The sequence below is a fragment of the Campylobacter concisus genome (assembly GCF_902460535.1).
In the GTDB taxonomy this organism is placed as follows: domain Bacteria; phylum Campylobacterota; class Campylobacteria; order Campylobacterales; family Campylobacteraceae; genus Campylobacter_A; species Campylobacter_A concisus_AS.
Genome location: NZ_CABPTV010000009.1, coordinates 52,821 through 79,524, shown reverse-complemented (window position 1 = coordinate 79,524; position 26,704 = coordinate 52,821). Strand labels below are relative to the sequence as shown.

26 protein-coding genes and 1 pseudogene are annotated in these 26,704 nt (G+C 39.9%); 6 read left to right on the top strand and 21 right to left on the bottom strand.

Annotated elements, in window-relative coordinates; translation table 11 throughout:
* Positions 1 to 61 precede the first annotated feature (61 nt).
* The 18 genes from tolB to obgE all read right to left on the bottom strand — a co-directional run bounded on the left by tolB (position 62) and on the right by obgE (position 14,552).
* Entirely contained in the window at positions 62 to 1,318 is a 1,257-nt protein-coding gene (gene tolB / locus FZ945_RS08585) for a Tol-Pal system protein TolB (RefSeq protein WP_148803904.1), read from the bottom strand.
* Between the two features lie 24 nt (positions 1,319 to 1,342).
* The gene (locus FZ945_RS08580) at positions 1,343 to 2,290 is read right to left on the bottom strand and encodes a TonB C-terminal domain-containing protein (protein ID WP_148803902.1); all 948 of its coding nucleotides are present in this window, start codon (positions 2,288 to 2,290) and stop codon (positions 1,343 to 1,345) included.
* Between the two features lies 1 nt (position 2,291).
* Complete coding sequence (locus tag FZ945_RS08575) at positions 2,292 to 2,690, bottom strand: biopolymer transporter ExbD (protein WP_021093459.1); 399 nt, start codon at positions 2,688 to 2,690, stop codon at positions 2,292 to 2,294.
* Positions 2,691 to 3,275, bottom strand: a complete 585-nt coding sequence (locus FZ945_RS08570; RefSeq protein ID WP_009294341.1) for a MotA/TolQ/ExbB proton channel family protein — start codon at positions 3,273 to 3,275, stop codon at positions 2,691 to 2,693.
* The gene (gene atpC, locus FZ945_RS08565; protein ID WP_002939398.1) at positions 3,276 to 3,665 is read right to left on the bottom strand and encodes an ATP synthase F1 subunit epsilon; all 390 of its coding nucleotides are present in this window, start codon (positions 3,663 to 3,665) and stop codon (positions 3,276 to 3,278) included.
* An 18-nt stretch (positions 3,666 to 3,683) separates the two neighbouring features.
* Entirely contained in the window at positions 3,684 to 5,081 is a 1,398-nt protein-coding gene (gene atpD, locus FZ945_RS08560) for a F0F1 ATP synthase subunit beta (protein ID WP_148803900.1), read from the bottom strand.
* Positions 5,082 to 5,092: 11 nt separating this feature from the next.
* On the bottom strand, positions 5,093 to 5,980 hold the full coding sequence (atpG, locus tag FZ945_RS08555; RefSeq protein ID WP_148803898.1) for an ATP synthase F1 subunit gamma: 888 nt from the start codon (positions 5,978 to 5,980) through the stop codon (positions 5,093 to 5,095).
* 9 nt (positions 5,981 to 5,989) lie between these two features.
* Positions 5,990 to 7,507, bottom strand: coding sequence for a F0F1 ATP synthase subunit alpha (gene atpA / locus FZ945_RS08550; protein ID WP_103573410.1), 1,518 nt, complete (start codon positions 7,505 to 7,507; stop codon positions 5,990 to 5,992).
* A 14-nt stretch (positions 7,508 to 7,521) separates the two neighbouring features.
* Positions 7,522 to 8,052 (bottom strand): F0F1 ATP synthase subunit delta, encoded by a 531-nt coding sequence (locus FZ945_RS08545; protein ID WP_148803896.1) that lies wholly within the window; start codon positions 8,050 to 8,052, stop codon positions 7,522 to 7,524.
* Positions 8,052 to 8,564, bottom strand: a complete 513-nt coding sequence (locus tag FZ945_RS08540) for a F0F1 ATP synthase subunit B (RefSeq protein WP_148803894.1) — start codon at positions 8,562 to 8,564, stop codon at positions 8,052 to 8,054. The genes FZ945_RS08545 and FZ945_RS08540 overlap by 1 nt, the downstream gene beginning before the upstream one ends.
* A 9-nt stretch (positions 8,565 to 8,573) precedes the next feature.
* The gene (locus tag FZ945_RS08535) at positions 8,574 to 8,996 is read right to left on the bottom strand and encodes a FoF1 ATP synthase subunit B' (RefSeq protein WP_148803892.1); all 423 of its coding nucleotides are present in this window, start codon (positions 8,994 to 8,996) and stop codon (positions 8,574 to 8,576) included.
* Positions 8,997 to 9,091: 95 nt separating this feature from the next.
* Positions 9,092 to 9,952, bottom strand: coding sequence for a ParB/RepB/Spo0J family partition protein (locus FZ945_RS08530; RefSeq protein ID WP_148803890.1), 861 nt, complete (start codon positions 9,950 to 9,952; stop codon positions 9,092 to 9,094).
* Between the two features lie 15 nt (positions 9,953 to 9,967).
* The gene (locus FZ945_RS08525; protein ID WP_002939402.1) at positions 9,968 to 10,750 is read right to left on the bottom strand and encodes a ParA family protein; all 783 of its coding nucleotides are present in this window, start codon (positions 10,748 to 10,750) and stop codon (positions 9,968 to 9,970) included.
* Entirely contained in the window at positions 10,747 to 11,382 is a 636-nt protein-coding gene (locus FZ945_RS08520) for a biotin--[acetyl-CoA-carboxylase] ligase (protein WP_148803888.1), read from the bottom strand. Before FZ945_RS08520 ends, FZ945_RS08525 begins: the two co-directional genes overlap by 4 nt.
* Positions 11,379 to 12,173 (bottom strand): bifunctional hydroxymethylpyrimidine kinase/phosphomethylpyrimidine kinase, encoded by a 795-nt coding sequence (gene thiD, locus FZ945_RS08515; RefSeq protein ID WP_148803886.1) that lies wholly within the window; start codon positions 12,171 to 12,173, stop codon positions 11,379 to 11,381. Before thiD ends, FZ945_RS08520 begins: the two co-directional genes overlap by 4 nt.
* 16 nt (positions 12,174 to 12,189) lie before the next feature.
* Positions 12,190 to 13,095: a methionyl-tRNA formyltransferase gene (fmt, locus tag FZ945_RS08510; protein ID WP_148803883.1), complete on the bottom strand. Its 906-nt coding sequence runs from the start codon at positions 13,093 to 13,095 to the stop codon at positions 12,190 to 12,192.
* Between the two features lie 16 nt (positions 13,096 to 13,111).
* The gene (locus tag FZ945_RS08505; protein WP_148803882.1) at positions 13,112 to 13,447 is read right to left on the bottom strand and encodes an EF-hand domain-containing protein; all 336 of its coding nucleotides are present in this window, start codon (positions 13,445 to 13,447) and stop codon (positions 13,112 to 13,114) included.
* A 46-nt stretch (positions 13,448 to 13,493) separates the two neighbouring features.
* Positions 13,494 to 14,552, bottom strand: coding sequence for a GTPase ObgE (gene obgE, locus FZ945_RS08500; RefSeq protein ID WP_103594815.1), 1,059 nt, complete (start codon positions 14,550 to 14,552; stop codon positions 13,494 to 13,496).
* Between the two features lie 175 nt (positions 14,553 to 14,727).
* On the opposite strand from obgE, the gene polA reads away from it, so the two are divergent.
* Together polA and FZ945_RS08490 are read left to right on the top strand one after the other, a co-directional pair.
* On the top strand, positions 14,728 to 17,364 hold the full coding sequence (gene polA / locus FZ945_RS08495) for a DNA polymerase I (protein WP_148803880.1): 2,637 nt from the start codon (positions 14,728 to 14,730) through the stop codon (positions 17,362 to 17,364).
* Between the two features lie 106 nt (positions 17,365 to 17,470).
* A complete protein-coding gene (locus FZ945_RS08490) occupies positions 17,471 to 18,499 on the top strand; it encodes a TerB family tellurite resistance protein (protein WP_148803878.1) in 1,029 nt (342 codons plus the stop codon).
* Between the two features lie 56 nt (positions 18,500 to 18,555).
* Here the strand turns inward: FZ945_RS08490 and FZ945_RS08485 are convergent.
* Positions 18,556 to 18,774, bottom strand: a pseudogene (locus FZ945_RS08485) (fumarate hydratase C-terminal domain-containing protein); the annotation flags it as partial.
* 414 nt (positions 18,775 to 19,188) lie between these two features.
* On the opposite strand from FZ945_RS08485, the gene FZ945_RS08480 reads away from it, so the two are divergent.
* On the top strand, positions 19,189 to 20,856 hold the full coding sequence (locus tag FZ945_RS08480) for an anaerobic C4-dicarboxylate transporter (RefSeq protein ID WP_103594812.1): 1,668 nt from the start codon (positions 19,189 to 19,191) through the stop codon (positions 20,854 to 20,856).
* Positions 20,857 to 20,900: 44 nt separating this feature from the next.
* On the opposite strand, the gene flhB is transcribed toward FZ945_RS08480, so the two are convergent.
* Complete coding sequence (gene flhB, locus FZ945_RS08475) at positions 20,901 to 21,974, bottom strand: flagellar biosynthesis protein FlhB (protein WP_002942594.1); 1,074 nt, start codon at positions 21,972 to 21,974, stop codon at positions 20,901 to 20,903.
* Positions 21,975 to 22,118: 144 nt separating this feature from the next.
* Here flhB and FZ945_RS08470 point away from each other — a divergent pair, with 144 nt between their 5' ends.
* The 3 genes from FZ945_RS08470 to rpmA all read left to right on the top strand — a co-directional run bounded on the left by FZ945_RS08470 (position 22,119) and on the right by rpmA (position 23,772).
* Positions 22,119 to 23,081, top strand: a complete 963-nt coding sequence (locus FZ945_RS08470) for a hypothetical protein (RefSeq protein WP_148803876.1) — start codon at positions 22,119 to 22,121, stop codon at positions 23,079 to 23,081.
* Between the two features lie 107 nt (positions 23,082 to 23,188).
* The gene (gene rplU / locus FZ945_RS08465) at positions 23,189 to 23,503 is read left to right on the top strand and encodes a 50S ribosomal protein L21 (protein WP_002942523.1); all 315 of its coding nucleotides are present in this window, start codon (positions 23,189 to 23,191) and stop codon (positions 23,501 to 23,503) included.
* 11 nt (positions 23,504 to 23,514) lie between these two features.
* Entirely contained in the window at positions 23,515 to 23,772 is a 258-nt protein-coding gene (gene rpmA / locus FZ945_RS08460) for a 50S ribosomal protein L27 (RefSeq protein WP_002942569.1), read from the top strand.
* Between the two features lie 115 nt (positions 23,773 to 23,887).
* Here rpmA and uvrA read toward each other — a convergent pair.
* On the bottom strand, positions 23,888 to 26,704 hold a 2,817-nt coding region (uvrA, locus tag FZ945_RS08455; RefSeq protein ID WP_262367203.1), incomplete at its 5' end, for an excinuclease ABC subunit UvrA.

Here is a 26,704-nt window from a genome sequence, read left to right as displayed (position 1 = left end):
TTATCCTTTTTGAAAAATTTGGTCGAATTATAACATATTTTTTTTAAATATTATCAGAATATTACCAATCAATAGATTGAATTTTACCTACTTTTAGTGGAAATTGGAAACTTCTGTTCTCATTTAATCTAACAACGCCAAGCGAACTTTGACCGCCAAGTTCTTTGATAAATACGACACTTTGACCATCACTTGAAAATCTTGGATAGTTATTTTTACCATTTGCTGTAAGCTGACGGATAAAATCTGTTTGAGTTGAGATCAGATAGATATTAAAGCCACCACTAGCCTCTCTACTTGAATAAACTACATAGTTTTCAAAAGTGCTTACTGAGTTGTTGTTTTTACCATGAAATACCATTTGCTCAACACTTCCGCCTGAGGTTGCAGGTGTTGCGAAGATGTTTGGATATCCAAGTCTATCTGAGACAAAAACTATTCTGCTGTCATTATCTACAAAATTTCCATTTACGTCAATACCTGGATAGTTTGTTATCTGAGTTAAATTCTTACTACCTGTGTTGTAGATAAAAATATCTGGCTGATCTTTTGGCGCCATAGTTAATAAAATTTTGCTTCCATCTTTGCTAACGTCTGAAGCTATAAGCATACCAACGCTGTCGATTATCTTCGTTTTTGTGCCTGAATTTAGGTCATATCTAAACAAAGTTGGTTTGTTATTCACATAAGATGTATAGTAAAATTTACTTTGATCAGCGCCTGCCCATTTAGGGAAGATGTTTAGACCACCGCTTACGATTGTCTTTTGATATGTAAGCGTGTAATCAGCCACTATAATAGAGCTTTGGCGAGCCGAAGTGTATTTTGCTAGGATGATAAATTTCTCCATCCAGCCAACTGGTGGTAAATTTAGCTCATTTGTTAGCTCAACTATGCTTTTGTGTGCCAAAAACGGATACTTCGCACCATCAGGCATGTTATATACTCTCTCATACCTTGTAGTTGCAGTCTTTGCATCGATGAGTTTTACTCTTAAAGTAAGAGGTGAGCCCATAGAACCCTCAAGAGCATATCTAAAGATAAGCTCAACACCTTTGTCGCTCATTGTATTTGTAGCTGCTGTTCCTTCGTAGGTTGAAGGCACATGATCTTCGATAACCTCAAAGTCAGAACTAACTTTCAAGTCGCCTAGCATGATCTTAAAGAATTTATCTTTAAAGCCTGCATCACTAACAGCTGTAGTTGCATCTTGCAAAGCAATCTTTGGCAAAGCAACACCTTGGTTTATAACAGATATCGTCGCATCAGCAGCATAAAGCCCTAGAGCAACGCACAAAAAAAGAATAATTTTCTTCATCTCTACTCCGTAAATTTATAAATTTTAGTTTATTTTATCTTCTAAATTTAAATTAAAAGTAGTACTTTTGTCTGGATTAAATGGAAATTTCTCTGCAGTAAGCTTTTCCAGGCACTCTTTTACCTTTGCATTAAACTCTTCATTATATGATAGCTCTAAAATTTCATAGCTAAAATTTCCACTTTGATCTATCATGACTTTTACTTTGGCAAGGTTTGCAGAGTCAGCTTTATAGCTTTGCCATCTTCTTTGAATTTGTTTTGTTATGGCTCCCATCAATGGATCATAAGTGCCGGTCATTTGTGACTTTGGAGCTGTTGGGTTTTGATCTATCTTTAAGCTCTTGATGATGTCGCTAGCCTCTTTTGCAGCTTTTGAGCTAGAAGCCTCGCTTTTTTTGCGGCTTTGTACCTTATTTTCCACCTTTTTTATACCATCATCTTTTTTAAGCTTAGTAGAGTCTATGTCACTAAAGAGGTCTTTTATATTTGGCTCTTTTGGTTTTGGCTTTTCAACTGGCTTTGGTGTAGGTTTAGGCTCAGGTTTAGGCTCTGGCTTGACATCCTCTTTAGGCTCTTCGCTAGGTTTTGGGATTTCAGGCTTTGGTTCTGGTTTTTTAGGCTCAGGTTTAGGCTCTTCTTTTGGAGGAGTTGGCAAGCTTGGGGTTGGCAATGGCTCATCTGGCACAACAGGCTTATTTGTAGTCTCTTGTTTATCTTCTTCTGACTCTTTTTTTGGTTCTGGTTTGGTCTCTTTTACAACTTCTTTTGCTTGTTTTGGTGCTTTTATGGTTTGATCAACTTCTCTATCAACCATAACTACATCCATAATAGCATCTTTGTCATCAGTATATTTTTTAGGAGGTTCGCTAAAAAAAGTAAGCTTTATAAACAAAGCAAGCACAATGATAATGTAAATACAAAACGCTACAAAAAATGAACTAAGCGTTGGAAATTTAACTTTATTAGGCATCTTAACCGTTTGTCTCTAAAGCTACTTTATTAAAACCAGCACCTTTTAAAGTCTTTAATACAAACATAACATCATCGTATTTTAAATTTTTATCAGCCTTTATGTATATAGGCGAGGTTTTGTCATATTTTGCACTCATCAGCGCAATATTATCTGGGAGTTCAGCGAGGCTCATTATACTTTGATCTATCCTAACTTGTCCTTGTGCATTTATAGAGACTATAAGATCTTTTTGTTTGGATGTAGATGTCTTTGCCTTTGAGCCATCTGGCAATGTTATATCTTCTTGATATGTTATAGTTGGCATTGTAACCATTAAAATAGCCAACAAAACAAGCATGATATCAACAAGAGGCGTTATGTTTAGCTCTGGTGTTTCGTCGTCAAATTTAAGAGCCATCTATAACGTCTCATCATCTTTTTTAAGTGCTATCATAACGTCAGCTTGACGCTCGATAACGCTCATTAGTTCGTAAGCTTTTCTTTTTATAAGCAAGTTAAATGTATATGCTGGGATGGCAACAAAAATTCCACAACCAGTCGCAACAAGTGCTTCAGAGATAGCTGGGGCTATAACTCCAAGAGATGAACCTGCACCATTTCCTAGCTGCGAAAACGTCTCCAAGATAGATACAACTGTTCCAAAAAGACCGATAAATGGAGAAGTAGAAGCTATTACACTAAGCCATGTAAGCCCACTTGTAGCATTCTTTTCGGCAATGCTTATGCAGACATTTAGCTTTTCTTTTGAAATTCTACCACTTGCACATTTCTTTAAAGACGAGTCATTTGGTATATTCTTAGCGCCCATAAGTAGTGCTTCAAGCGCATTTTGCTCACGTTTTTGCCAAGCTCCTATGCCAGCCATTCTTGAAAAAAGAATTGTAAAACTAACTATAAAATATATTGACAACCAAGTTAAAACTATAATTGTAATAAAACTACTTCTTTGAATGTAATTTAAAAATATATCTATTCCGCCCACTTATCTTGCTCTCACTACATTTTCCATTTTTGATATAGTTGCCGCAAAAGCATTTGTATCACTACTCATACTCTCTATCAAATTTCTAGCAGCTTCTAATGAATTTGCAAGCTCGCTTTCACTATTGCCAGAGACATAGACCGCACCGTCAGCTAGTATTACTACTTTGCCTTCGTCGATCTTTGCATAGCCCCAGTTGATAGCAACTACATCGTGCTTTTTATGCTTATCTTCTATATCTATAATACCTGCTTTTAAAAGAGATATTAATGAGGCGTGGTTTGGTAAAACACCAAACTCACCCTCGCTACCTGGAAGCACTACACTACTCACGTCATCATTAAATATCTGACCTTGAGGAGTTACGATCTCTAAATGTAATTTATCCATTACGCTTCCTTTTTAAATTTAAGCCTTAAGTTTCTCAGCTTTAGCTAAAGCCTCTTCTATATTTCCGACCATATAAAATGCTGCTTCTGGTAGATGATCATATTTACCTTCTAAAATTCCCTTAAAGCCAGCGATATTTTCATCAAGACTTACATATTTACCAGGGCTACCTGTAAATACTTCAGCAACGAAGAATGGCTGAGATAAAAATCTCTCTATCTTTCTTGCTCTATCAACAGTTAGCTTATCTTCTTCGCTAAGTTCGTCCATGCCAAGGATAGCGATGATATCTTGAAGGTCTTTATATTTTTGAAGCACAGCTTGAACGCCGCGAGCTACCTTATAGTGATCTGCTCCTAAAATTTGAGGATCGAGCATTCTTGAAGTAGAATCAAGCGGGTCAACAGCTGGATAGATACCTTTTTCTGCAATCGATCTGTTAAGAACTGTCGTAGCATCAAGGTGAGCAAAAACGGTCGCAGGAGCTGGGTCTGTAAGGTCGTCAGCTGGAACATAAACAGCTTGAACAGAGGTGATCGAACCTTTTTTAGTCGATGTGATCCTCTCTTGGAATTTACCCATCTCACTTGCAAGAGTTGGCTGATAACCAACAGCTGATGGAATACGTCCAAGTAGAGCTGACATCTCTGCACCAGACTGAGAGAAACGGAAGATGTTATCGATAAACATCAAAACGTCAAGTCCCATCTCATCACGGAAGTACTCAGCCATTGTAAGACCAGTTAGCGCGATACGATTTCTTGCTCCTGGTGGCTCGTTCATTTGGCCGTAGCACAAGGCAACTTTATCCAAAACGTTACTTTCTTTCATTTCGTGATAAAGGTCGTTTCCTTCACGAGTTCTCTCACCAACGCCTGCAAATACAGAGTAACCGCTGTGTTTAAACGCAACGTTGTGAATAAGCTCCATAATAATAACCGTTTTACCAACACCAGCACCACCAAATAGACCAACTTTACCACCCTTTGCATAAGGAGCTAGAAGATCAACTACCTTGATACCAGTTTCAAAAATTTCACTCTTTGTACTTTGCTCTTCAAATGGAGGAGGATCGCGGTGGATAGACCAGTGCTTATCGAAATTTATACCTTCACCCTCGTCAATCAAATCGCCAACTACGTTAAAAATTCTACCCAAAACTTTTTCACCAACCGGCACGCTTATAGGTGCACCAAGCGCTTTAGCCTCTAAGCCACGAGTCAGACCCTCACTCATATCCATAGCGATAGTTCTAACTCTATTATCACCTAGGTGAGCAGCAACTTCTAATATTAGTTTATGTTTCTTGCCCTCAACCTCAAAGAAAACTTCAATAGCTTCATTGATCTTCGGCAAGTAGTCATTAAAGTCAACATCGACCACAGGGCCCATAACTTGACTAATAACACCCTTCATTCATACTCCTTTTATTTCATTGATTCAACACCACTGATAATCTCGATAAGCTCAGTGGTAATAGACTCTTGTCTTGCTTTATTGTAAGCAAGATTTAACTGTTTTACGCGTTGTTTAGCATTGTTTGTTGCATTATCCATAGCTTGCATTCTAGCGCTGTGCTCAGCCGCCAAAGAATCAACCAAAGCATAATACATACTATACTCAAAATATTTATTGAGCAATTCATCCATAATCTTAGTATAGTTGTCTTCTGGTTCAAATTCCATCAAAGAATTTGTCTCTACCGCTACTATCTTAGACGGCTCAATAGGCACAATATCATTTACTCTAATCTCTTGAGAAATCATATTTTTATAGCCATTGTGTATTAACACAACCTTATCTGTTATGCCGTTTGTAAAATCATCAATAGCGTCTTTTATGATCTTTTGAGCTTTTTCATAAGTAGGAGAAGAGCTAGCTCCTACGTAAGTCTCAAACAGTTCAACACCTTGGAAATTGAAAAATTCAATGCCTTTTTTACCAACAGCCCTTAGTCTAACTTTGATCTTTTTGGCTTTTAGCTCATCGATCATGCGCCTAACTGTCTTTATAGTCTGGACATTAAAGCCACCGCAAAGCCCTTTATCAGCGGTAACAAATATGATATCAACCTTTTCTACACTCTTTGTTGTATTAAAGAATTTACTCTCAGTCATAACTGAAGCGTATTGATTGATCTTATAAGCTATCTCTGATAAAACCTCATTGATCTTAAGTGCATAAACCCTAGAGTAGCGTGCAGCCTCTTCAGCTTTGCGAAGCTTTGCTGTAGAGACAAGCTTCATCGCACGCGTTGTCTTTTGAGTATTCTGGACGCTCTTGATCTTTCGTTTTATATCTTTTAAATTTGACATATCTTAGCCCTAGTTAGCGGCAAAAGTCGCTTTAAAATCTTTCAACGCTTTATGTAAATTTTCTTCTACTTCTTTATCAAGAACCTTTTTAGTTCTGATTTGCTCAAAAATTTCAGGGTATTTTGCCTCGATATATGGATATAGCTCAGCTTCAAATTTTGTTACATTTGTAGTTGCAACATCATCTAAATAGCCCTTAGCACCAGCAAATATGATAACTACTTGGTTCTCAACTGGAAGCGGAGAATATGGAGGTTGTTTTAGTACTTCAACCATCTTTTGACCACGCTCTAGTTGTTTTCTTGAGCTCTCGTCAAGATCACTTGCAAACTGAGCAAATGCTTGTAGCTCGCGATACTGAGCAAGGTCTAGTCTTAGCGTACCAGAAACTTGTTTGATAGCTTTGATCTGAGCTGCACCGCCGACACGAGAAACAGAAAGACCAACGTTGATCGCTGGGCGGATACCTGAGTTAAATAGGTCACTCTCAAGGAAAATTTGACCATCTGTAATAGAAATAACGTTTGTTGGAATATAAGCAGAAACGTCGCCCGCTTGAGTCTCGATAATAGGTAGAGCCGTTAAAGATCCAGCACCTAGTGCGTCATTTAGCTTACTTGCTCTTTCTAAAAGTCTTGAGTGAAGGTAGAAAACGTCACCTGGATAAGCTTCACGACCCGGTGGTCTTCTTAAGATCAAAGACATCTCACGATAAGCAACCGCGTGTTTTGACAAGTCATCATAGATGATTAGCGCGTGGCGAGAGTTATCTCTAAAGTATTCACCCATTGTTACACCAGCGTACGGAGCAAGGTATTGAAGCGCAGCTGCGTCACTAGCACCAGCATTTACAACTATAGTGTAGTCCATAGCGCCGTACTCTTCAAGTTTTTTAACGACTTGAGCAACGGTTGATTGTTTTTGACCGATAGCTACATAGATACAAATGACATCTTGACCTTTTTGGTTGATAATAGTATCGATAGCAACTGTTGTTTTACCAGTTTGGCGGTCACCGATGATTAGCTCTCTTTGACCTCTACCAATTGGCACAAGTGCATCGATAGCTTTGATACCTGTTTGAAGTGGCTCATGAACGCTTTTTCTTGCCATGATACCTTTTGCTTTTTCTTCAACGAAGCGAGATTCAGTAGCTTCGATTGGCCCTTTTGCGTCGATTGGCTCACCGAGTGAATTTACAACACGGCCGATCAATGCGTCGCCAACTGGAACGCGTAGAAGTTTTTTAAGTCTTTTTACAGAGCTGCCTTCTGTGATACCGCTAGTTTTTCCAAGGATAACTATACCAACACTGCTCTCTTCAAGGTTAAGAGCCATACCTTTTTCGCCGCTTTCAAATTCAACCATCTCGCCAGCCATAACGTTTTTCAAACCATAAACGTTAGCAACGCCATCAGCGACTGAGATGACTTTACCGGTCTCTTCTACATCAACACTTAAATCAAAATTTTCAATACGCTCTTTGATTATCGTGCTAATTTCGTCAGCTTTAATTTTTGCACTCACGCTTTCACTCCTTTTTAAATTGCTTTTAATATATATTCACTCATTTGACTTTTTAGTCTGTCGATAGAGAAATTTACCTCGACACCTAAATCGTCTAACTCAACTTTTACACCGTTGTAATCGCTCTTTGAGCCATCAAGCTTGATCTTAGAGTTAAATTTCTTAGAGAAATTCTCTTCCAAAGCTTTTAGTTGCTCAGCGCTTATATCAAAATTTCCAATAACCTCACCGCGATATGTATTTTCAAGCAAAGATTGCTCTATCTTCATCTCGTTTAAGATCGCCGGGATAAGCTCTAGTCTTTTGTTTGCACCAAGAAGCTTTATAAAATTTGCAAATTTGGCGTCTGAATTTTTTACTAAAGAAAGTATAAATTCTACCTTTTTTGCAGCTTTTAGAGTTGGCAAGCTTATAATGCTCTTAAATTTATCGCTTCCAAAAGCGGCAGCTAGCTCAACTAAATTTTCGATAAATGCGTTTAGCTCACCTGGCTTTGCATCGCTCAGGATCGCTTTAACATATTTTTTGGCTACTACTTCATTCATTAGCTAACCTTTTTAAGTATGATATTTACAAGCTCTTTTTGATCGACTTTTAGGCTATCACTTGAGAAAATGTCGCTCAAAATTTCATTTACAACGCCTTTTGTCATCTTGCGTTCTTCAAATTCTTTTTGCTCTTTGTAACCTTTTTCGATATTTGCGATATCGTTTTGAGCCTCTTTTTTAACTTTGGCAGCTAAATTTACAGCCTCTTTTTTCGCAGTTTCTATTAGGGCATTTGCATTTTGCTTAGCCTCTTCTACACGCTTTAGAGCGTCATCTTTTTTAGCTTTAGAGTCGCGAAGCTTCTCTTGGATGCTCTCAAGCTTATTTGCGATCCTATTGATCCTGCTTTGATAAAGAGCTTTTAGTGGCTTAGCAGCAAAATAGACCAAAATAGCAAAGAAAAGTAAGAAGTTTAGCGTTCTCTCGACTATGTCGTAGTTTGTTCCACCATGCTCGCTAGCGTATGCTAGAAATGGAAGTGCTAGAAAAAATAAAATTTTTATCTTCATAAATTTCCTTTAAATTTTAGAGAGCTTAGCATTTAAAGCAGCTCTAAGCTCAGGTAGTTTAGCTGATAGATCTGCCTTTAGGCTATCTTTTTGAGAGCTTAAAGCGTTTAAAAACTCGTTATAATCAGCCTCTAAACTACTTTTTACTACATTTATCTCTTTTAAAGACTCTTCTTTTGCCAAATTTAAGGCTTCTTGTCTTATTTTGTTAGCCTCAGATCTTGCATTTTGTATGATCTCTTCGATCTCTTTTTCATGAACGCTTAAGTCGCTTGCATTTTTGCTAGTGCTCTCTTCGTCATTTTTTATAGAGGCATTTCTGTCATCTATAAATTTAAGCATTGGCTTATATAGCAAAGGATTTAAAATGGCGATCAAGACAAAGAAAACGATAGCCGTTAAAAGCATCAATGGCACATCTATTTCTAACATCCACTCTCCTTATTTTGTTATTAAGTTTTATTTAATATTCAAATCAAAGTCTGATTTTACAATAAATTACTAAAAATAAAAATAAATTTGTAATTCTATTTTAGCTTAGCGATAAATTCTTCTACCTGCGAAATATCGCTAAATTCTAATATTAAATTTTTAGATTTTACTTTCGTCTTTATCTTTAAATTTTTGAAAATTTCTTGTAAATTTGATAACTTTTTGCTCATTTCCTCTGAAATTTGAGGCTTTGGCTCTTTTATTTCTTCTTTATTTTTTATCTTTTTTACCAAGACTTCTGTCTCTCTGACGCTTAGTTTTTGGCCGATGATCGTATCAACAACCATCTTTTCTTCTTCGCTGCTAAGCCCTACGATGACTTTAGCATGGCCTTGCGTGAGCTTGTCTTCTTGCAAAAGTCTTTGTGTGTAGTCGCTAAGTAGCAAGAGCCTCATCGTATTTGTTATCTGAGTTCTGCTCTTGTGGATGATGTTTGCTAGGCCATCTTGCGTGATCTTATACTCGTTTATGAGCTCTTTATATGACTTTGCAAGTTCGATTGGATTTAAATTTTCACGTTGTATGTTTTCGATAAGCGCAAGCTCTCTTAAATTTTGAGACTTGATATCAGCGATGATCGCCTTTATCTTGCTTGCTCCAAGCATCTTTGTAGCACGGTATCTACGCTCACCAGCTATTAGCATATAGCCGTCATCTTTTTTGATGACGATTATTGGTTGTATGAGACCGTGCCTTTTGATGCTGGCACTTAGCTCTTTTAAAGCCTCTTCGTCAAAATGCGTCCTTGGCTGGTAAGGGTTTGGTAAAATTTCATCTATATTTATCTCTTCGACTATCTCAGAGTCGTTTAAATTTGCGATCTCTTTGCTGTAGGCCTGCTCTACATCTTCAAGTATCGCGCTAAGTCCGCGCCCTAATCCACCTTTTTTCGCCATTTTTTTCCTTATTTTTTAGTTTAAAATACAATATGCCAAATTTTGATATGCGATTGAGCCTGGTGACTTTATATCATAAAGTATCACTGGCTTGCCAAAACTTGGGCTTTCAGCAAGTTTTACATTTCTTGGAACGACTACAAATTCCTCTTTGCCATCCTTGCTTTTAAAGAGCTTATTTTCAAAATGCTGCTTTAAATTTGCAATAGTCTCTTTTGAGAGATTATTTTGCGAGCTAAACATAGTCGGTAAAAAGCCCTTTATGTTTAGCTTTGGATTTATCGTTTTTTTGATGATCTTAACTGTGTTTAGGATCTGCGCCAAGCCCTCAAGTGCGTAAAATTCGCACTGGATCGGGATGATAACGCTATCACTTGCACTAAGAGCATTTATTGTGATGCTGCCAAGTGCTGGAGGACTATCGATGATGATAAAATCATAGTCATCTACAACTTCTGAAATTTTGTTTTTAAGGATTAGTTTATAGTCTTTGCTTTGATCGTTAAATTCTTGCTCGATGCCGACAAGTCCGATGTTTGACGGAGCTAGAAAAAGCGTTGGGATCTCAGTTTTTAGCACGATTTGTGAGAGCTTTTTCCTATCTGTTAAGACGTGATAGATGTTAAACTCGTAGTCGCTTCTGCTAAAACCAAGTCCAGTCGTCGCGTTTGCCTGTGGATCGATGTCTATTAATAATACTTTTTTCTCAGCAACCGCCAGTGATGCGGCTAAATTTACGGCTGTTGTGGTCTTGCCAACGCCGCCTTTTTGGTTAGCTATTGTTATTATCTCGCTCATCTTAAAGAATATACCTTTTCCCCGTTTAATAATATCGCTCCATCCTCGCAAATTTCAGCATCCTGAAGCGAAACAGCTCTATTTGCAATATGCGTAATAAAACTTTTTGACTTGCAAAAGTCTATCCTAAATTTGCTAAAAATTGGCTTCCATAAAATCTTTTTATCAAGCATGCTAACAAAGCCCCAAACTAGCTCGTCTACGCTAGTTTTGATATCCAAAATGCCCGCGTTTTCGGGTGCGCTAGCTAAATTTATCCCCATGCCGCAAATGTAAATTTCATCCACTTTATTTGTCAAAGTGCCGCCTATTTTGCGCTCGTCCACGTAAAAATCATTTGGCCATTTTAGCCAGCACCTTGAGCCAAGTTCGCTCAAGACTTCACGCATCAACATAGAAAAATATATCGAGATCGAGGGCGGAGGTATGTCGCTTGGCAGCTCATCTTCGCTTACGCAAAATGACATAAATAAATTTCCGCCAAGCCCCTCCCAGCTGTTGCCGCGGCTGCCGACCCCTTTGGTTTGATTATACGCCACGACCATGTGCGGTGGCTTTATCTCGCTGTTTTTTAGGGCTTCTATCAAAAATTCCTGCGTCGAAGGCAGACTTTGAAAAAACTCTACTTTCAAATCACACCTTGAAATTTATAGAAGTGATTTACTGGATTTTGTCCGCCGCCAATGATGACCGCGTTTTTGATAGCGTTGAAGATATAATCATGTGCGTTTTTCACGCTCTCTTTTAGACTATGTCCATTTGCTAAATTTGAAGCGATCGCGCTTGATAGCGAGCAGCCTGAGCCATGTGTCGCAGTCGTTTTTATGCGCTCGTCGCTAAAAATTTCATACTCACTGCCATCATAAAATATATCAAGCGACTTGCCTTCTATCTCGCCACACTTTAGATAGACACTCTTTGTGCCAAATTTCAAAAGATCCTTGCAAGCCTCTTTTAGCTCGTCCTCGTCCTTTAGCTCACGCTTTAAAATTTCGCGCGCTTCAAAGATATTTGGCGTGATCACGCTTGCAAGCGGGAAAAGCTCCTCCACAATCGCGTCCTTTGCAGCGCCCTCTAGCCAGATGTCGCCATTTTTACAGCTCATTACAGGATCAAGCACGACTGGCGGTAAATTTTTGATTTCTCTTAGCGTTTTTGCGACGCTTTTGATGATCTCAACACTTGGGACAACGCCTATTTTTATCACATCAACTCTTATATCATCAAATATCGCTTTTATCTGATCCTCGATGAGCTTAGTATCGACTAGCTGCATGCCAAAGATGCCCTTTGTATTTTGAGCAGTGACCGCTGTGATCGCTCCCATCGCATATACGCCGTGTGCTATAAATACCTTTATATCAGCTAAAACTCCAGCTCCGCCACTTGGATCAACCCCTGCTATACTTAGCGCATTTTTCATAACCGCTCCTTTAAATTTATTTTAATTCATCGCCAACGCTAAGGCGCTTACCATTTATATATGCTTTTGCGTTTGTTGGCTTTTTACTTGGCTCTTGAAGCTCGTAAATTTTAACCGCCCCACCCTTGCAAGCAACTACAACGTGATCTTTTTCTATGCTTAAAATTTCTCCACTTTTGCCACTTTTTTCGCTTAGCTCAAGCGATAAAATTTTTAGTCCGCTTGCCAGATAAAGTCCTGGCCAAGGTGTGAGCGCACGAAATTTATTATAAATTTGCCCTGCCTCTTCATCAAAGCTAAAAAGTCCGTCGCTCTTGCTTATCTTTTTGCAGTGCGTGGCCTGCTCGTCGTCTTGTTTTTGTGGCTTTAAATTTTCAAAATTTTTAAGCACTTTTACGATTAGCTTGCCGCCAAGCTCGCCTAGCTCGCTAAAAAGCTCGCTTGACATCTTGTTTTCGCAAGGCGTGTAGATGAAGTCTAGCATATCGCCAGTGTCAAGCCCAGCGTCCATTAGCATAGCTGTGACGCCAGTTTGCTTCTCGCCCGCTAGGATCGCACTTTGTATAGGGCTTGCCCCTCTATACTTTGGCAAGATCGAAGCGTGTAAATTTATACAAGTCGCCACGTCAAGCACGCTCTTAGGCAAAATTTTGCCATAAGCTGCCACTACGATAAATTTAGGCTCAAATGCCTTTATCTCGGCAACTACCGCCTCATCTTTTAGCGTATTTGGTGTAAAGACTGGCACGCCTACTAGCTCATTTTGCGCGTAAATTTTGACCTCGCTTGGGGTTAAAATTTGCTTTCTGCCAACTGGCTTATCAGGCTGGGTAAAGACCGCTTTTATATTAAAGCCAGCCTCTTTTAAGTGCCTAAGTATCCTAACGGCATAATCAGGTGTCCCCATAAAAACTACATTCATCACTTTCCTTTAAATTTCAACGACTTTTATTTTGATCTATGTTTTTGCTGCTTGGCGGCCAAGAGGCGCATGGATCTTTCTGCCAGCTAATCTTTTGCAATACTAAATTTCTTAGCTCATTAACACTAACTTTGCCACTACGATCAAGATCCAGCCTTTTAAATTCATCACTAGTGCATAAATCTGGCGCTATTTTTAGCTCAGGTGGCGCCTTGCACGCCACCCACTCATCTAAATTTAGCATGCCATCGCGATCTATGTCATTAAAATCCAAAAGCATATATATTGGATCCGCTGGATCACAGCTATATGCACCAAGGCAAAATAGCATAATGCAAAAAATTTTCTTCATTTTATCTTCTTAAATTTCTAAGTTCAAAGTGCCAAAAAGTCGCAACTCAAAGCTCTTTTTTAAGTAGCTCAAGCAGTGCAAATTTAAGCTCGTCGATGTTCTCGTTTGTCGCTGATGAGATTGGCAAAACAAAGTATGGTTTTTTGGCGTCAAAACTGTATAGGTCTTGCTTATAGACAAATTTACCAACTTGATTTGGCTCTAAATTTATACTTTTCATAAATTCTTTTATATTTTCATCTAAATTTTCAGCCGCATCGACTCTTGTAATAGCGATAGCGTAGTCCCTGCTAGCAAGCACACTTGAAAATTTAGCGACCTCCTCTTTTAGCACGCTAAACTGCTCGCTCATGCTTCTGTAGTTTGCACTATCTATCATGAAAAGTAAAATTTTATTTCTCTCGATATGCTTTAAAAACTGCACGCCAAGGCCGCGTCCGTCGCTAGCTCCCTCGATGATACCAGGGATGTCAGCCATGACAAAGCCGCTAAACTCATCGACCTCGACAAGCCCAAGCTTTGGCGTAAGCGTCGTAAATTCGTAGTTTGCTATCTGTGGTTTGGCGTTTGAGACGGCTGAGATGAGGGTTGATTTGCCCACATTTGGAAAGCCAACAAGTCCCACATCAGCTATCAGCTTTAGCTCGAGCCTGACCTCTACGCTCTCTTCTGGCATGCCCTTTTGAGCATACTCTGGGGCTTGGTTGATAGAGTTTTTAAAGTGAAAATTTCCAAGTCCGCCCTTGCCACCTTTTAAAAATAGCGTCCTTTGCCCCTCTTCTACCATGTCGCAAAGTAGCTCGTTTGTCTGCGCGTCATAGACTGCCGTTCCTGGTGGCACGATGAGCTCTAGGCTCTCTCCCTTTTTGCCAGTCATTCTTTTGCCCATGCCAGCCTCGCCGTCGCTTGCTCTCATCGCTTTTTTGCCCTTGTAGTTTGCCAGTGTGTGGGTGTTGTTGTCGCAGACAAAATATACATCTCCGCCGTCACCGCCATCTCCGCCGTCTGGGCCGCCTAAAATGACGTGCTTTTCGCGGCGAAAGCTTACTGCACCAGCACCGCCATGCCCTGAACTTAGGGTTAATTTCACGCTATCTATAAACATTTTTTACCTTAAATTTATCTATTATTTAGTTTGAATTTTAGGCGAGATTATATCTTTTAAATGATTAAAATTTGTTTTGCGTTTAAAAACTCACTTTGCTTTTAGCGTCTGATAAATTTATAAAATCAGCCAAATTTTTGCCTAAATTTCATAAAATGGCGCAAAAGGATAGAGAATGAAAACACTTACGATTATTGATACTTTTGGCTTCTTTTTTAGGCTTTACTACGCTATGAGCGGGCTTAAAAACAGGGAGGGCAAACCAAGTGGCATGATAAGCGGCTTTGCAAATTTCATAGCGAGCCTAAAAGATGAGTACCAAAGCGACTACCTCATCTTCGCACTTGATAGCAAGGGCAAGACCCTGCGCCATGAAATTTTAGGCGAATACAAGGCAAACAGGAGCGAGCCGCCAGCTCAGCTAAAAGAGCAGCTGCCAGTTTGTATAGATATGATAGAAAAAATGGGACTTTACAGCCTTAGCCGCGAGGGCTACGAGGCCGATGATATCATCGCAAGTGCGGTTAAAATTTGCAAAGATAAAGATATATTTGTGCGAATAGTCACGCATGATAAGGACCTTTATCAGCTCATAGAGGATGGCAAAGTGAGCATCTACAGCCCACAAAGCAAGATCGACCACGATAGCGCTAGCTGCTTTGAAAAGTATGGCGTCTATCCAGCTCAGGTAAGGGACTTTCTAGCCATCGCAGGAGACAGCTCAGATAACATCCCAGGTGTCAAAGGTATCGGCGCAGTGGGAGCTAAGAAGCTTTTAGCTGAGTATGGTAGCTTAGAAGGGATTTATGAAAATTTAGCCCTTCTTAGAAACGAGCGCACCAAAAATATGCTAGCAGCTGCAAGAGACGAGGCGTTTTTGAGCAAAAAACTAGCCACGCTCTTTGATGACGCGATCACTTCGCTTGATCTTGAGCAGTCTAAATTTCCAGAGCAAAATCCTTTGATAAACATCTCAGAAATTTTAAAAGAATACGATCTAAACAGGCTTCTTAAGAGCTTGCAAAAAGAAGAAAATGCCGAATTTAAGCTTGGCTTTAGAGCAAATTTACTACTTGATGAGGCAAGCATCGAAAAGCTGCTCTCAAGCGTCACGCCAGAGACCATAGTCGCCTTTGACACTGAGACCACGGGCGTTGATAGCAAGAGCGCAAAGATCGTTGGTTTTAGCTTTTGCTTTAACGACGAGGACGCCTACTACGTGCCAGTGGCTCACAACTACCTAGGTGCGCCAAAGCAAATAGACCTAAATTTTGCCACTTGGGCGGTAGGGCAAATTTATAAAGGTTGCGTGATCGGACAAAATTTAAAGTATGACTTTGAGATCGTGAAAAACAACCTAGGTCTTAATCCACCAGCAAATTTTAAAGATACGATGATACTTGCGTGGCTTAGCGATCCAAACTCAAGTGTCGGCATGGACGCGCTAGCAAAGAGGCTATATGACTACGACACGATTAAATTTGAAGATGTGGTCAAAAAAGGGCAGACTTTTGGCGATGTGCCGCTAGAAAATGCCGCTAAATACGCGAGCGAGGACGCTTGGATAACGCTTAAATTTTATAAAACTTTTTTAAACACGCTTGATAAAAATTTACTAGCCCTTGCCGATACGCACGAGTTTCCTTTTATCCTCACGCTCTTTGACATGGAGCAAAACGGCATCAAGATAAATGAAGCTAAGATGCAAAAGCTCATCCTTGAAAACGACACCAAACTAAAGGCGCTAACAAGTGAAATTTACGAGCTAAGCGGCGAAAATTTCAACATAAACTCCGTAAAACAGCTTGGCGTTATACTTTTTGAGCACCTAAAGCTTCCTACCAAAAAGAAGACAAAAACAGGATATAGCACCGATGAGAGCGTGCTAGCTGAGCTTACGGACGCTCATCCGGTGATAGAGAAAATTTTAGCTTACAGAGAGCTATATAAACTGCAAAGCACCTACTGCGAGCCGCTTTTAGCACTTGCGAAAAAGGATGAGGGCTCACGAATTTACACGAGCTTTTTGCAAACTGGCACGAGCACTGGCAGGCTTTCAAGTAAAAATCCAAATTTACAAAATATCCCAGCTCGTGGCAGCCTCGCAAAGGATGTCAGAGAGTGCTTTGAGGCGCGCGAGGGGTATAGTTTTGTGGGGCTTGACTACAGCCAGATCGAACTTAGACTGCTAGCTCACTTTAGCCGTGATCCTGCGTTGCTTGAGGCGTTTAAAAATGACGAGGATATCCACGCAAGGACGGCTATTAGCATATTTGGTAGCAGCGACGGGCAAAATAGAGCCGTGGCAAAGAGCATAAATTTTGGTCTCATTTACGGCATGGGCTCAAGCAAGCTGGCAAATCAAGTAAATATAACAAGAGCCGAGGCAAAAGAATACATAGAGCGCTATTTTAAGGCATTTGCGACGATCAAAGACTTTTTAGAGAGCATAAAAATTTTAGCCAAAAACGACGGCTTTGTGCAGACACTACTTGGCAGAAAGCGCTACTTTGACTTTAAAAGTGCCACACCTATGCAAATAGCGATGTTTGAGCGCGAGGCGGTAAATACGGTCTTTCAAGGCTCTGCGGCAGATCTTGTCAAGATGGCGATGGTAAAAGTTAGAGCAAATTTAGATGAAAACGCGAAAATGCTGCTTCAGATCCACGACGAGCTAATTTTCGAGGTCAAAGACGAATTTGCGCAAGAATTTGGCAAGGCGACGCAAAAGACGATGGAGGAAATTTACACGCTAAATGTGCCACTTAAAACATCGCTAAATATCGCGAAAAACTGGGGCGAGCTGAAGTGAAATTTTATGCAAAAAGTGCTAATTCTTAGCACAGATATTGACTTTACAAAAAAAAAAAAAACGATATAGTTACCTGCAAAATTACCTTAAAAGAAAGGAAACAACTATGGTAAATGCAGTAGAAAGTAAAATTACAGAAGGTATTAATAGTGCGCTAACAAGCGTAATTAATAGCAGGGAAGAATACTATGAGAATAATCCTCTTCCAAGCGTCAGCGATGTGAAAGGCTTAATATCTAGTTGCAGCTACAAAAATGCTGCTATTTCTGGAGGAGCAGGTTTAATACCAGGTCCTTGGGGTATGGCTGCAGCTGTGCCTGAAATCATAGCTATAATTAGAAACCAAATGACTATGGTAGCTAATATTGCTAAGGCTCACGGCAAGACAGCTAGTAATGAACTGATTTTAGATGTGCTATTTGGTGCAAGTGGTAATGTAGCAACTGGACTAGTCGTGGTGCATGGACAAAAAATTTTAGTAAAACGTGCTGGAGCTAGAGTTATACAAAAAATAGTAGCAATGCTAGGTGGCAAAATAACACAACAGCTGGCTAAATCTATGGTTGCAAAATGGCTTCCAGTAGCTGGTGCGGCGGCTATGGCTGCATGGTCAAAAATAAGTACCGATAAAATAGGCAAAAAAGCCGATTTTATTTTTTCAAAACAGATAGAGTATGAAACCACATCTGATGATCTAGCCAAAATTAGTGATGGTGTTGCACAAATTCAACTGGCTGCAGATGATTTAAAATCCGCATACCAAGATTTAACACAAGGCACAAGTATTATAAAAACCAAAATCCAAATTTTAATAAATTTGATGAAAATAGACGGAAAAATAGATGACAGCGAAGTAGTACATTTACAAAATCTTATAGAAAACTCTTTATTGCCTAACGAAGACCAAATGCAACTAATTGAACAAATTGGATCAAAAGAGAAAGTTGCAGTGGATTATTCGGTTTTTAAAGAGAATTTTGATGAGTCTCTAGCATTAGTGTTAGATATGATAGCACTTGCGAACATAGATGGAAATTTTCACGTAACTGAAAAGATGTTCATTAAAAACGTTGCAAAAATGATAGGATTTGAAGAGAACGACTTAAATGAACTTTTAGAAAACAATACAAAATAATCTAGATATGATGTGAGATAAGCAAAACTATCTCACATCTATAATTTTTCATAATCTTACTTTATAAACCCAACCTGCGGTAAAATTTCAGCTAATGCCTCGTCCTTTTTCTCATTAAATTTGACCTTGTTTTGCTCAAAAAGGTTGTTTCCGTGCGCGTAGATCGAGACGATGAGCGGGCCAAACTCCTTCACGCGGCATTTCCACAGCGTCTCTGGCATCCCAAGCTCCGTCCAGTCAGCACTCTCGATCTCCTCGACCTGCGTTGCAGCCACTGCCCAGCCTGCTCTTCTCTTTTGGCTAAATTTGCTTTTGTTTATAGGTAAAACTACCGCTTCTTTTGTTTTTTCTCTCAAATTTATCCCTTTAAATTTATCTTGCAGATTTTAACACAGATGATAGCGCCTCGTAACTTTTTACAAGTATATAAAATAAAACTTAAATTTTTATATTAATAATTTTTAAAAACAAAGCATGAAAAATTTAGATTTTATAGTTTAAATAAAGTAGAATTTTTAAATTTATAAAGGCTCAAATAAGCTAAAAATTTAACCTGAAATGCCAATAAACAACCTTTAAACTAACGCAAAATCTATCACGTAGGTCAAATTAGTCTTAAATTATAAGTTTAATCTCAATTCATAAGAGATATAATCAACATTAAATTTACATTTAACTTAGGAGGTTTCATGGATTTTCTCATGAATTTAAGTGAAGGCGTGCAGTTTGCTATCCAGCTTCTCATCGTCCTTATCTGTTTGTTCTACGGAGCTAAAAAAGGCGGTATAGCGCTTGGTATGCTAGGCGGTATCGGTCTTATAGTTTTAGTTTTTGGATTTAACATCGAGCCTGGCAAGCCTGCTATCGATGTTATGCTAACCATTTTAGCCGTTGTTGTGGCTAGTGCTACACTTCAAGCTAGTGGTGGTCTTGACGTTATGCTTCAAATAGCAGAAACCATACTTAGAAAAAATCCAAAATATGTAAGTATCCTAGCTCCATTTGTAACATGTACGCTTACTATTTTATGCGGAACTGGACACGTTGTTTATACTGTGCTTCCTATCGTTTATGACATCGCTATCAAAAACGGCATCCGCCCAGAGCGTCCTATGGCTGCAAGCTCGATAGCTTCACAAATGGGTATCATAGCTAGCCCAGTTTCAGTCGCTGTTGTAACCCTTACTAGCTTTCTTATCAACGCTAAAACTCACTTAGCTGGTTTTGATGGATACTTAGACCTTTTAAAGATCACTATCCCATCGACATTTTGTGGCGTTTTGGCGATAGGTATTTTTAGCTGGTTTAGAGGCAAAGACCTTGATAAAGACGAAGTCTTTCAAGCAAAACTTCAAGACCCTGAGTTTAAAAAATACGTTTATGGCGACAGCGCAACACTTCTAGGCAAAAAACTTCCTATGCACCAATGGGCTGCAATGTGGATATTTTTAGGCTCTATCCTTGTAGTCGCACTTCTTGGATACTTTAAAGATCTTCGCCCAAGCTGGACTACTTACAAAGACGCAACAGTCGTTCAAATAGTAGCAAACCTTCCAACTGAGCAAAAAGTCTTAAAAACCTTAAAGATAAAAGACGCCAGCATCCAAACAGAAGCTGCTGAGTTAAAAGTTTCAAACGATAAGCTAAACTCAAATCAAAAAGCTCAATCAGTTAAAATCATCGGCAAAGATGCAAATCAAACTCTTACTCGCACAGCTGATGGTGCAGTAACATATATAAATGAAAAAGGTGCAAAAGAGGAATTTCAAGGCGCTTATATAAATATCAGCAACAAACAAGCATCTTCAAAGAGCCTAAGCATGGTTCATGTTATCCAAATTTTCATGCTTTTAACTGGCGCTATCATATTGATATTTACTCCAACAGATGCTAGCAAGATCGGCAAAAATGAGATATTTAGATCAGGTATGATCGCGCTTGTTGCGGTATTTGGTATCTCTTGGATGGCTGAGACTATGTTTGCAGTACATACTCCGATGATGAAAGAAGCTCTTGGTGGCATCGTAAAAGAGCATCCTTGGACCTATGCGGTTATGCTACTTATCATCTCTAAATTTGTTAACTCTCAAGCTGCAGCTTTAGTTGCGTTCGTGCCATTAGCACTAAATATCGACGTTAACCCTGCTGTAATCCTAGCTTTTGCGCCAGCTTGCTACGGATACTACATCCTACCAACATACCCAAGCGACCTTGCGGCTATTCAGTTTGACAGAAGTGGCACGACACACATCGGTAAATTTGTTATCAACCACAGCTTCATCTTCCCAGGCCTTATCGGCGTTATAGTCTCTTGTATATTTGGCTATATCTTCGCTACTGCGTTTGGCTATCTATAATAGATAAATTTCTTGCTACCTTTTGGTGGCAAGAAATTTCTTCATCAAAGTTTATCTTGAAATTTCTGCTTATTACTCATATAAACAAAGCTTAGCACTTCAGCCACAGCCCTAAAAAGGTGCGCTGGTATCGTATCATCGACCTCGCAAACCCTATAAAGCTCCCTTGCAAGAGGTGGATTTTCATAAATTTGCACTCCGTTTTCAACCGCTACCTTTTTTATCTGAAGCGCTAAGAAATCAACCCCTTTAGCAAGTATTATCGGTGCTTCGTCGCGGCTTTTGTCGTATCTGATCGCCACGGCGTAGTGAGTTGGGTTTGTGATGACGACGTCAGCTTGTGGGATGTTTTGCATCATTCGGCGCTTGGCTGCACGCATTTGCGCTTGGCGGATCCTGCCCTTAACCTGCGGATCACCCTCCATCTGCTTATACTCGTCCTTGATCTCTTGCTTGCTCATGCGAAGGTCCTTAAAATACTGAAAACGCACGATAAGCAGGTCAGCAAGACCGATCACAAAAAGTATAAAAAGCATGACGCTAACTAGGATGATGAGCTTCTCTTTTAGCCACGCAAGCTGGTCAAACATAGAAAAAAAGAGCGTGTGCGGAAGTTCTTTTATAAACTGCAAGAAAAAGTAAAATCCAACACCAAAGACGATGCTTACTTTAACGACGATCTTGACGCTCTCGATCGCCTTTTTCATAGAAAATAAATTTTTTAGCCCTTTTAGCGGATTTATCTTGCCAAAATTTGGTGTTATGGGCTTTGTGGTAAAGATAAAACCAAACTGCATTACATTTGCGATTATACCGGCAACCGCGACGCAGATGCAAACTGGCAGGATCATCAAAAGCGCCCTGCCAAAGGTATTTACAACGATCATCTTTACCGTTGGCAATGTCAGTGGCTGACCGATAAATTTAGAGTAGTAGATATAAAGCGAGATGACCTGATCTTTCATAAAATTTAGCATCGCAAGCAGCACACCAATAGCAATGACTAGGGTCACGAAGCCTGATAGGTCCTGACTTTTGGGGACGTTGCCGTCCTTTTTGGCGTCTTCTATCTTTTTGGGGGTCGCTTCTTCGGTTTTTTCTTGGTCTTCGCCTGCCATTTTTGTCCTAGTGTTGCTTAAATTTGGGGCGATTATAGCCAAAATGCAGTTAAAATATCCGCTAAATTTAACTTTTTGTGAGCCAAAAAACTAAGCCATTTTAGGCGTTTTTGGCTAAAATTAGCAAAAATAAGGAGACGCAAAATGTCATTTTTAGAAAGCTTATTTAACATTTTCAAAGCCAAAAAACCACCAAAAAGCGATGAAGAGCTACTTTTAGACGAGTACGCAAGCATTTACGCCGAGATAAAAGAGAAAAATTTAAACGAATACGACTTTTTATGTGAGCTCATACGATTACTCTCTTTTTCAAGAGCTAGACGCTACGACTTTTGCCTTGAAAAGTGCCTAGCTGACGGCGACGCCGAGGCACTAAACGATCTCATCTTTCAATACGCTAAGCTAAATTTACTCCCAGGCTGCAGCGGCGGATATGACCAGTGTGAGAAACTGATCCCTGCGTTTTTTGCTATCGCTTGCGGTGACACAGATAGCTTGGCGAGGATCTTTCCAAAAGGTCTGCCACCTAGCAAAAACGGCTATAAATTTCTATGTGTTATGCATGATCTGCTCACAGCGATACTTTGGCAAGATGAAAATTTACTTGCCCCTGCCCTAGAAAAAGCCCGCACTTTTGCGGACTCTAAAAAGCCAGCAAACGAAAGAGAGGTGGTTAAATTTGTACTAGCCTTGCATGAAAAAGATACGGCTGCCATGAGCGAGCATTTGCAGAAATTTTGCTCCACTTTTGGCAGGACGGAGGCACCTAAATTTGAAAAGCGGCTCTACATCTTTGCGCACGGACTTCACGCTTTAGCGCGCTACTTTTTACCGCTTGAACTCTTTAAAGAGATAAAGCTACCAAAAAATGAAAATTTCAGTAAATTTTACGCACAAAGGCTCTTTCAAAATGAAATTCCCAAGCCAAAACTTTATTTTACTTTTCCACCTGAGCTTGAGCTGATAAATGTGATCTTAAGCGCACCAGTAGCTAAAACGCTAGTATATCAGCCACATTTGCCAAGTGACAAAACATTTTTCTTAGATCACACATCTATAATAAGAAATTTAGCCGATGAGATCATAAGATCAGGGGCATTAAAGTAGAATTTATAAACTTTTGGATAATATTCACACCTTACAACCAACAAAGCTCCATAAATCTTTTGCAAAAAAGTGCTTTTTGGTCTTACCAAATTTTAGAAAGGTAGAGTATGTCAAAATACGCTATATTTAAGCATGGCGGTAAGCAATATCGTGTTAGCGAGGGCGAATTCCTTAAGCTAGATCACTTTAGTGCTGAAGCTAAATCAACCGTTGAGATTACAGAAGTTTTAGCTGTAAATGACGGCGAAGTAAAGGTAGGTGCGCCATTTGTTAAGGGTGCAAAAGTTGTTCTTGAGGTCGTTAATGAAGGCAAAGACAAAAAAGTAGTTATCTACAAAAAACGCAGACGTAAAGACTCAAAACTAAAACGCGGCTTTAGAAGACAATTTACACGTGTAAAAGTCGTAAGTATCGCAGCTTAAGGAGATAAGATATGGCACACAAAAAAGGTCAAGGTTCAACCCAAAATAACCGTGATAGTATCGGACGCCGATTAGGTGTTAAGAAATTTGGTGGCGAGTTCGTTCGTGCTGGGAATATAATCATCCGCCAAAGAGGAACAGCAACTCACGCTGGAAATAACGTAGGTCTTGGCAAAGATCACACTATTTTTGCATTAGTCGATGGCTTTGTAAAATTTGAAAGACTTGATAAAAACAGAAAAAAAGTATCTGTTTATCCAGCTGCATAACCCCAGGGGCATTCGCCCCTTTTCTTTTAAATACACCCAAAATTTAACAAATTTAACTTATCTTACATAATATATAGCTTGGCATTTTAGACAAACACCAAACTATTAGATTTATTTATTTCGCTTTTAACAAAGCAAGCTCTTGCGCTAGGAATTCCCCTGTGTAGCTGCCAGTTTTTTTGTAGTTTTTAGCTACCTCTTTGACGCTGCCACAAGCTATCACTTTACCGCCTTTTGCGCCGCCTTCTGGTCCCATATCTACGATATAGTCGCAGTTTTTGATAACATCCATATTATGCTCGATCACAAAGACCGAATTTCCAAGATCAACCAGGTGATTTAGCACCTTTACCAGCCTATCTACATCGGCAAAATGAAGTCCCGTCGTTGGCTCATCAAGGATGTAAAGCGTATTTCCAGTGTCGCTTCTACTAAGCTCTTTTGCTAGCTTCACGCGCTGCGCTTCGCCGCCACTAAGTGTGACTGCGTTTTGTCCAAGCGTGATGTAGCCAAGCCCTACGTCTTGCAGTGTGGTGAGCTTTGAAGCGATCTTTGGCACAGCCTTAAAGAACTCAACCGCCTCATCTATGCTCATATTTAGCACCTCGGCGATGTTTTTGCCTTTGTATAAAATTTCCAAGGTCTGAGCGTTATATCTAGCGCCATTACAAACGTCACAAACCACGTTTATATCAGGCAAAAAGTGCATCTCGATCGTGATCTCGCCCTCGCCTTGGCACTTCTCGCAGCGCCCACCTTTGACGTTGAAGCTAAAGCGCCCTATTTTATAGCCTCTAAGCTTGGCCTCTTTAGTCTGCGCAAATAAATTTCTTATCTCATCCATCACGCCAGTATAAGTTGCTGGATTTGAGCGTGGAGTGCGGCCTATCGGGCTTTGATCGAGGTATATGACCTTATCTAAATTCTCAAGTCCACTTAAATTTACCCCAGCTATTTTTTTCACTTTTTTAGCTCTATTTAGCTGCTCCTGCGCTTCTGGGAGCAAGGTCTGAAGTACTAGCGAGCTCTTGCCAGATCCTGAAACGCCAGTGATACCCACAAGGTTTCTAAGTGGAAATTTAGCGGTTAAATTTGAGATATTGTTGATATTTACATTTGAAATTTCGAGCCACTTTTCAGCTTTTCTATTTTTTTGATAGTCGATCTTTTTCTTACCATTTATGTATTGTGCAGTCTGAGTGTCTGAGCTTAAAAGCTCTTTTGCCGTGCCTGCAAAGACCACGCTACCGCCAAATTTACCAGCTCCAGGTCCGATATCTACGATATAATCAGCCTCCTCTATCGTCTTTTTATCATGCTCGACGACGATTACGGAGTTGCCTTTGGCTTGCAAATTTCTAAGCGTTTTTATAAGTTTTAGAGTATCTCGCTCATGAAGGCCGATACTTGGCTCATCAAGCACGTACATGACGCCACTTAGCCCGCTTCCTATCTGGCTCGCTATCCTTATACGCTGTGCCTCGCCACCGCTGATCGTCCTAGCATCACGCCCAAGCGACAAGTAGCCAAGTCCCACGTCATACAAAAAGAAAAGCCTTTCGTTGATCTCTTTTAAGATAGGCTTTGCGATCGCCTTGTCGTAGTCGCTAAGATAGGCAAAATTTTTCTCGTTTGAGAAAAAAGCGGTGCAGTTTTCTATGCTCATATCTAAAATTTCACCAAGCCCAAGGCCAGCGACCTTGACCGCTAAGCTTTGAGGCTTTAGTCTGTGGCCGTTACAAGCGTCACAAATTTTCTCGCTCATATACTCGTCAAAGTCTTTGTAATCCTTCAAAAGTCCGTGTGAAATTTTAACCGCACCATCAAATTTTCTAAGTAGTTTGTTTCTCTTCCAAAAAAACGAAACATCTTTCACGTTGCCATATAAAACGAGCCTCTTTTCATCTTCACTAAGCTCGTAATATGGTTTTTTAATGTTGATCTCATTTTGCTCACAAAACGCAAGTAAAAATTTATAGTAATAGCTCATATTGTAGCCGTAAAGTAGCTTTATTGCGCCGTTTTCTATCGACTTATCCTCGTCGATGATCTTGCTCATATCTAGGCTATACCTTATGCCAAGTCCGTCGCAGTGCTCGCAAGCGCCCTTTGGCGAGTTAAAGCTAAAGCTTAGCGGCTCAAGCGGCGTAAATGAAATTTTGCAGTCAAAACAAGCCATGTGCTCGCTGTAATGTATAAAACTCTCTTTTAAACCAAGCTCGTCGGCGTTTGCGATCTCGACCTCGACCTCACCAAAGCTCTCATTTAGCGCCTTTTCAACGTCGCTTGTAAAGCGTTCGTGATTTTGCTCATCGATAGCGATCCTATCAACGATGACTTTTATCGTGTGTTTTTTCGTTTTTGCAAGCTCGATTTCCTCATCAAGCCTCACCACCACGCCGTCTATTTGCGCTCTTACAAAGCCTTTTTGGCGTAAATTTTCGATCAAGTCCGCCCATGTGCCCTTTTTCTCACGTACTAGCGGCGCATAGATGATCACTTTTGCGCCAAGCGGGAGCTTTGAAATTTCATTTATGATGTCGCTCGCACTCATTTTTGAGATAGGTTTGCCGCATTTATGGCAGTGCTGCACGCCAACCCTTGCGTATAAAAGCCTTAGATAATCATAAATTTCAGTGATCGTGCCTACCGTTGAGCGCGGGTTTTTAGAGGTGGTCTTTTGATCGATCGCAATAGCAGGCGTTAGACCCTCGATCTTATCGACATCAGGCTTGCCCACGCGGTCTAAAAACTGCCTAGCGTAGCTACTAAGACTCTCCATGTATCTGCGCTGCCCCTCAGCATAGAGCGTGTCAAAGGCTAGTGTGCTCTTGCCACTGCCGCTAAGACCGGTAAAAACTACTAATTTATTCTTAGGAATTTCAAGGTTTAAATTTTTAAGATTGTGCTCTCTTGCACCAGTTATTTTTAT

Excerpts from the sequence above, each read along its gene's own strand:
- atpD (WP_148803900.1), bottom strand. The coding sequence starts at position 5,081 with ATGAAGGGTGTTATTAGTCAAGTTATGGGCCCTGTGGTCGATGTTGAC.
- FZ945_RS08580 (WP_148803902.1), bottom strand. The coding sequence starts at position 2,290 with ATGCCTAATAAAGTTAAATTTCCAACGCTTAGTTCATTTTTTGTAGCG.
- FZ945_RS08545 (WP_148803896.1), bottom strand. The coding sequence starts at position 8,052 with ATGAATGAAGTAGTAGCCAAAAAATATGTTAAAGCGATCCTGAGCGAT.
- FZ945_RS08575 (WP_021093459.1), bottom strand. The coding sequence starts at position 2,690 with ATGGCTCTTAAATTTGACGACGAAACACCAGAGCTAAACATAACGCCT.
- flhB (WP_002942594.1), bottom strand. The coding sequence starts at position 21,974 with ATGGCAGGCGAAGACCAAGAAAAAACCGAAGAAGCGACCCCCAAAAAG.
- rplU (WP_002942523.1), top strand. The coding sequence starts at position 23,189 with ATGTCAAAATACGCTATATTTAAGCATGGCGGTAAGCAATATCGTGTT.
- obgE (WP_103594815.1), bottom strand. The coding sequence starts at position 14,552 with ATGTTTATAGATAGCGTGAAATTAACCCTAAGTTCAGGGCATGGCGGT.
- FZ945_RS08480 (WP_103594812.1), top strand. The coding sequence starts at position 19,189 with ATGGATTTTCTCATGAATTTAAGTGAAGGCGTGCAGTTTGCTATCCAG.
- FZ945_RS08470 (WP_148803876.1), top strand. The coding sequence starts at position 22,119 with ATGTCATTTTTAGAAAGCTTATTTAACATTTTCAAAGCCAAAAAACCA.
- FZ945_RS08505 (WP_148803882.1), bottom strand. The coding sequence starts at position 13,447 with ATGAAGAAAATTTTTTGCATTATGCTATTTTGCCTTGGTGCATATAGC.
- FZ945_RS08535 (WP_148803892.1), bottom strand. The coding sequence starts at position 8,996 with ATGTTAGAAATAGATGTGCCATTGATGCTTTTAACGGCTATCGTTTTC.
- FZ945_RS08490 (WP_148803878.1), top strand. The coding sequence starts at position 17,471 with ATGGTAAATGCAGTAGAAAGTAAAATTACAGAAGGTATTAATAGTGCG.
- tolB (WP_148803904.1), bottom strand. The coding sequence starts at position 1,318 with ATGAAGAAAATTATTCTTTTTTTGTGCGTTGCTCTAGGGCTTTATGCT.
- atpC (WP_002939398.1), bottom strand. The coding sequence starts at position 3,665 with ATGGATAAATTACATTTAGAGATCGTAACTCCTCAAGGTCAGATATTT.
- FZ945_RS08530 (WP_148803890.1), bottom strand. The coding sequence starts at position 9,952 with ATGGCGAAAAAAGGTGGATTAGGGCGCGGACTTAGCGCGATACTTGAA.
- polA (WP_148803880.1), top strand. The coding sequence starts at position 14,728 with ATGAAAACACTTACGATTATTGATACTTTTGGCTTCTTTTTTAGGCTT.
- FZ945_RS08525 (WP_002939402.1), bottom strand. The coding sequence starts at position 10,750 with ATGAGCGAGATAATAACAATAGCTAACCAAAAAGGCGGCGTTGGCAAG.
- FZ945_RS08540 (WP_148803894.1), bottom strand. The coding sequence starts at position 8,564 with ATGAAGATAAAAATTTTATTTTTTCTAGCACTTCCATTTCTAGCATAC.
- atpG (WP_148803898.1), bottom strand. The coding sequence starts at position 5,980 with ATGTCAAATTTAAAAGATATAAAACGAAAGATCAAGAGCGTCCAGAAT.
- fmt (WP_148803883.1), bottom strand. The coding sequence starts at position 13,095 with ATGAATGTAGTTTTTATGGGGACACCTGATTATGCCGTTAGGATACTT.
- thiD (WP_148803886.1), bottom strand. The coding sequence starts at position 12,173 with ATGAAAAATGCGCTAAGTATAGCAGGGGTTGATCCAAGTGGCGGAGCT.
- rpmA (WP_002942569.1), top strand. The coding sequence starts at position 23,515 with ATGGCACACAAAAAAGGTCAAGGTTCAACCCAAAATAACCGTGATAGT.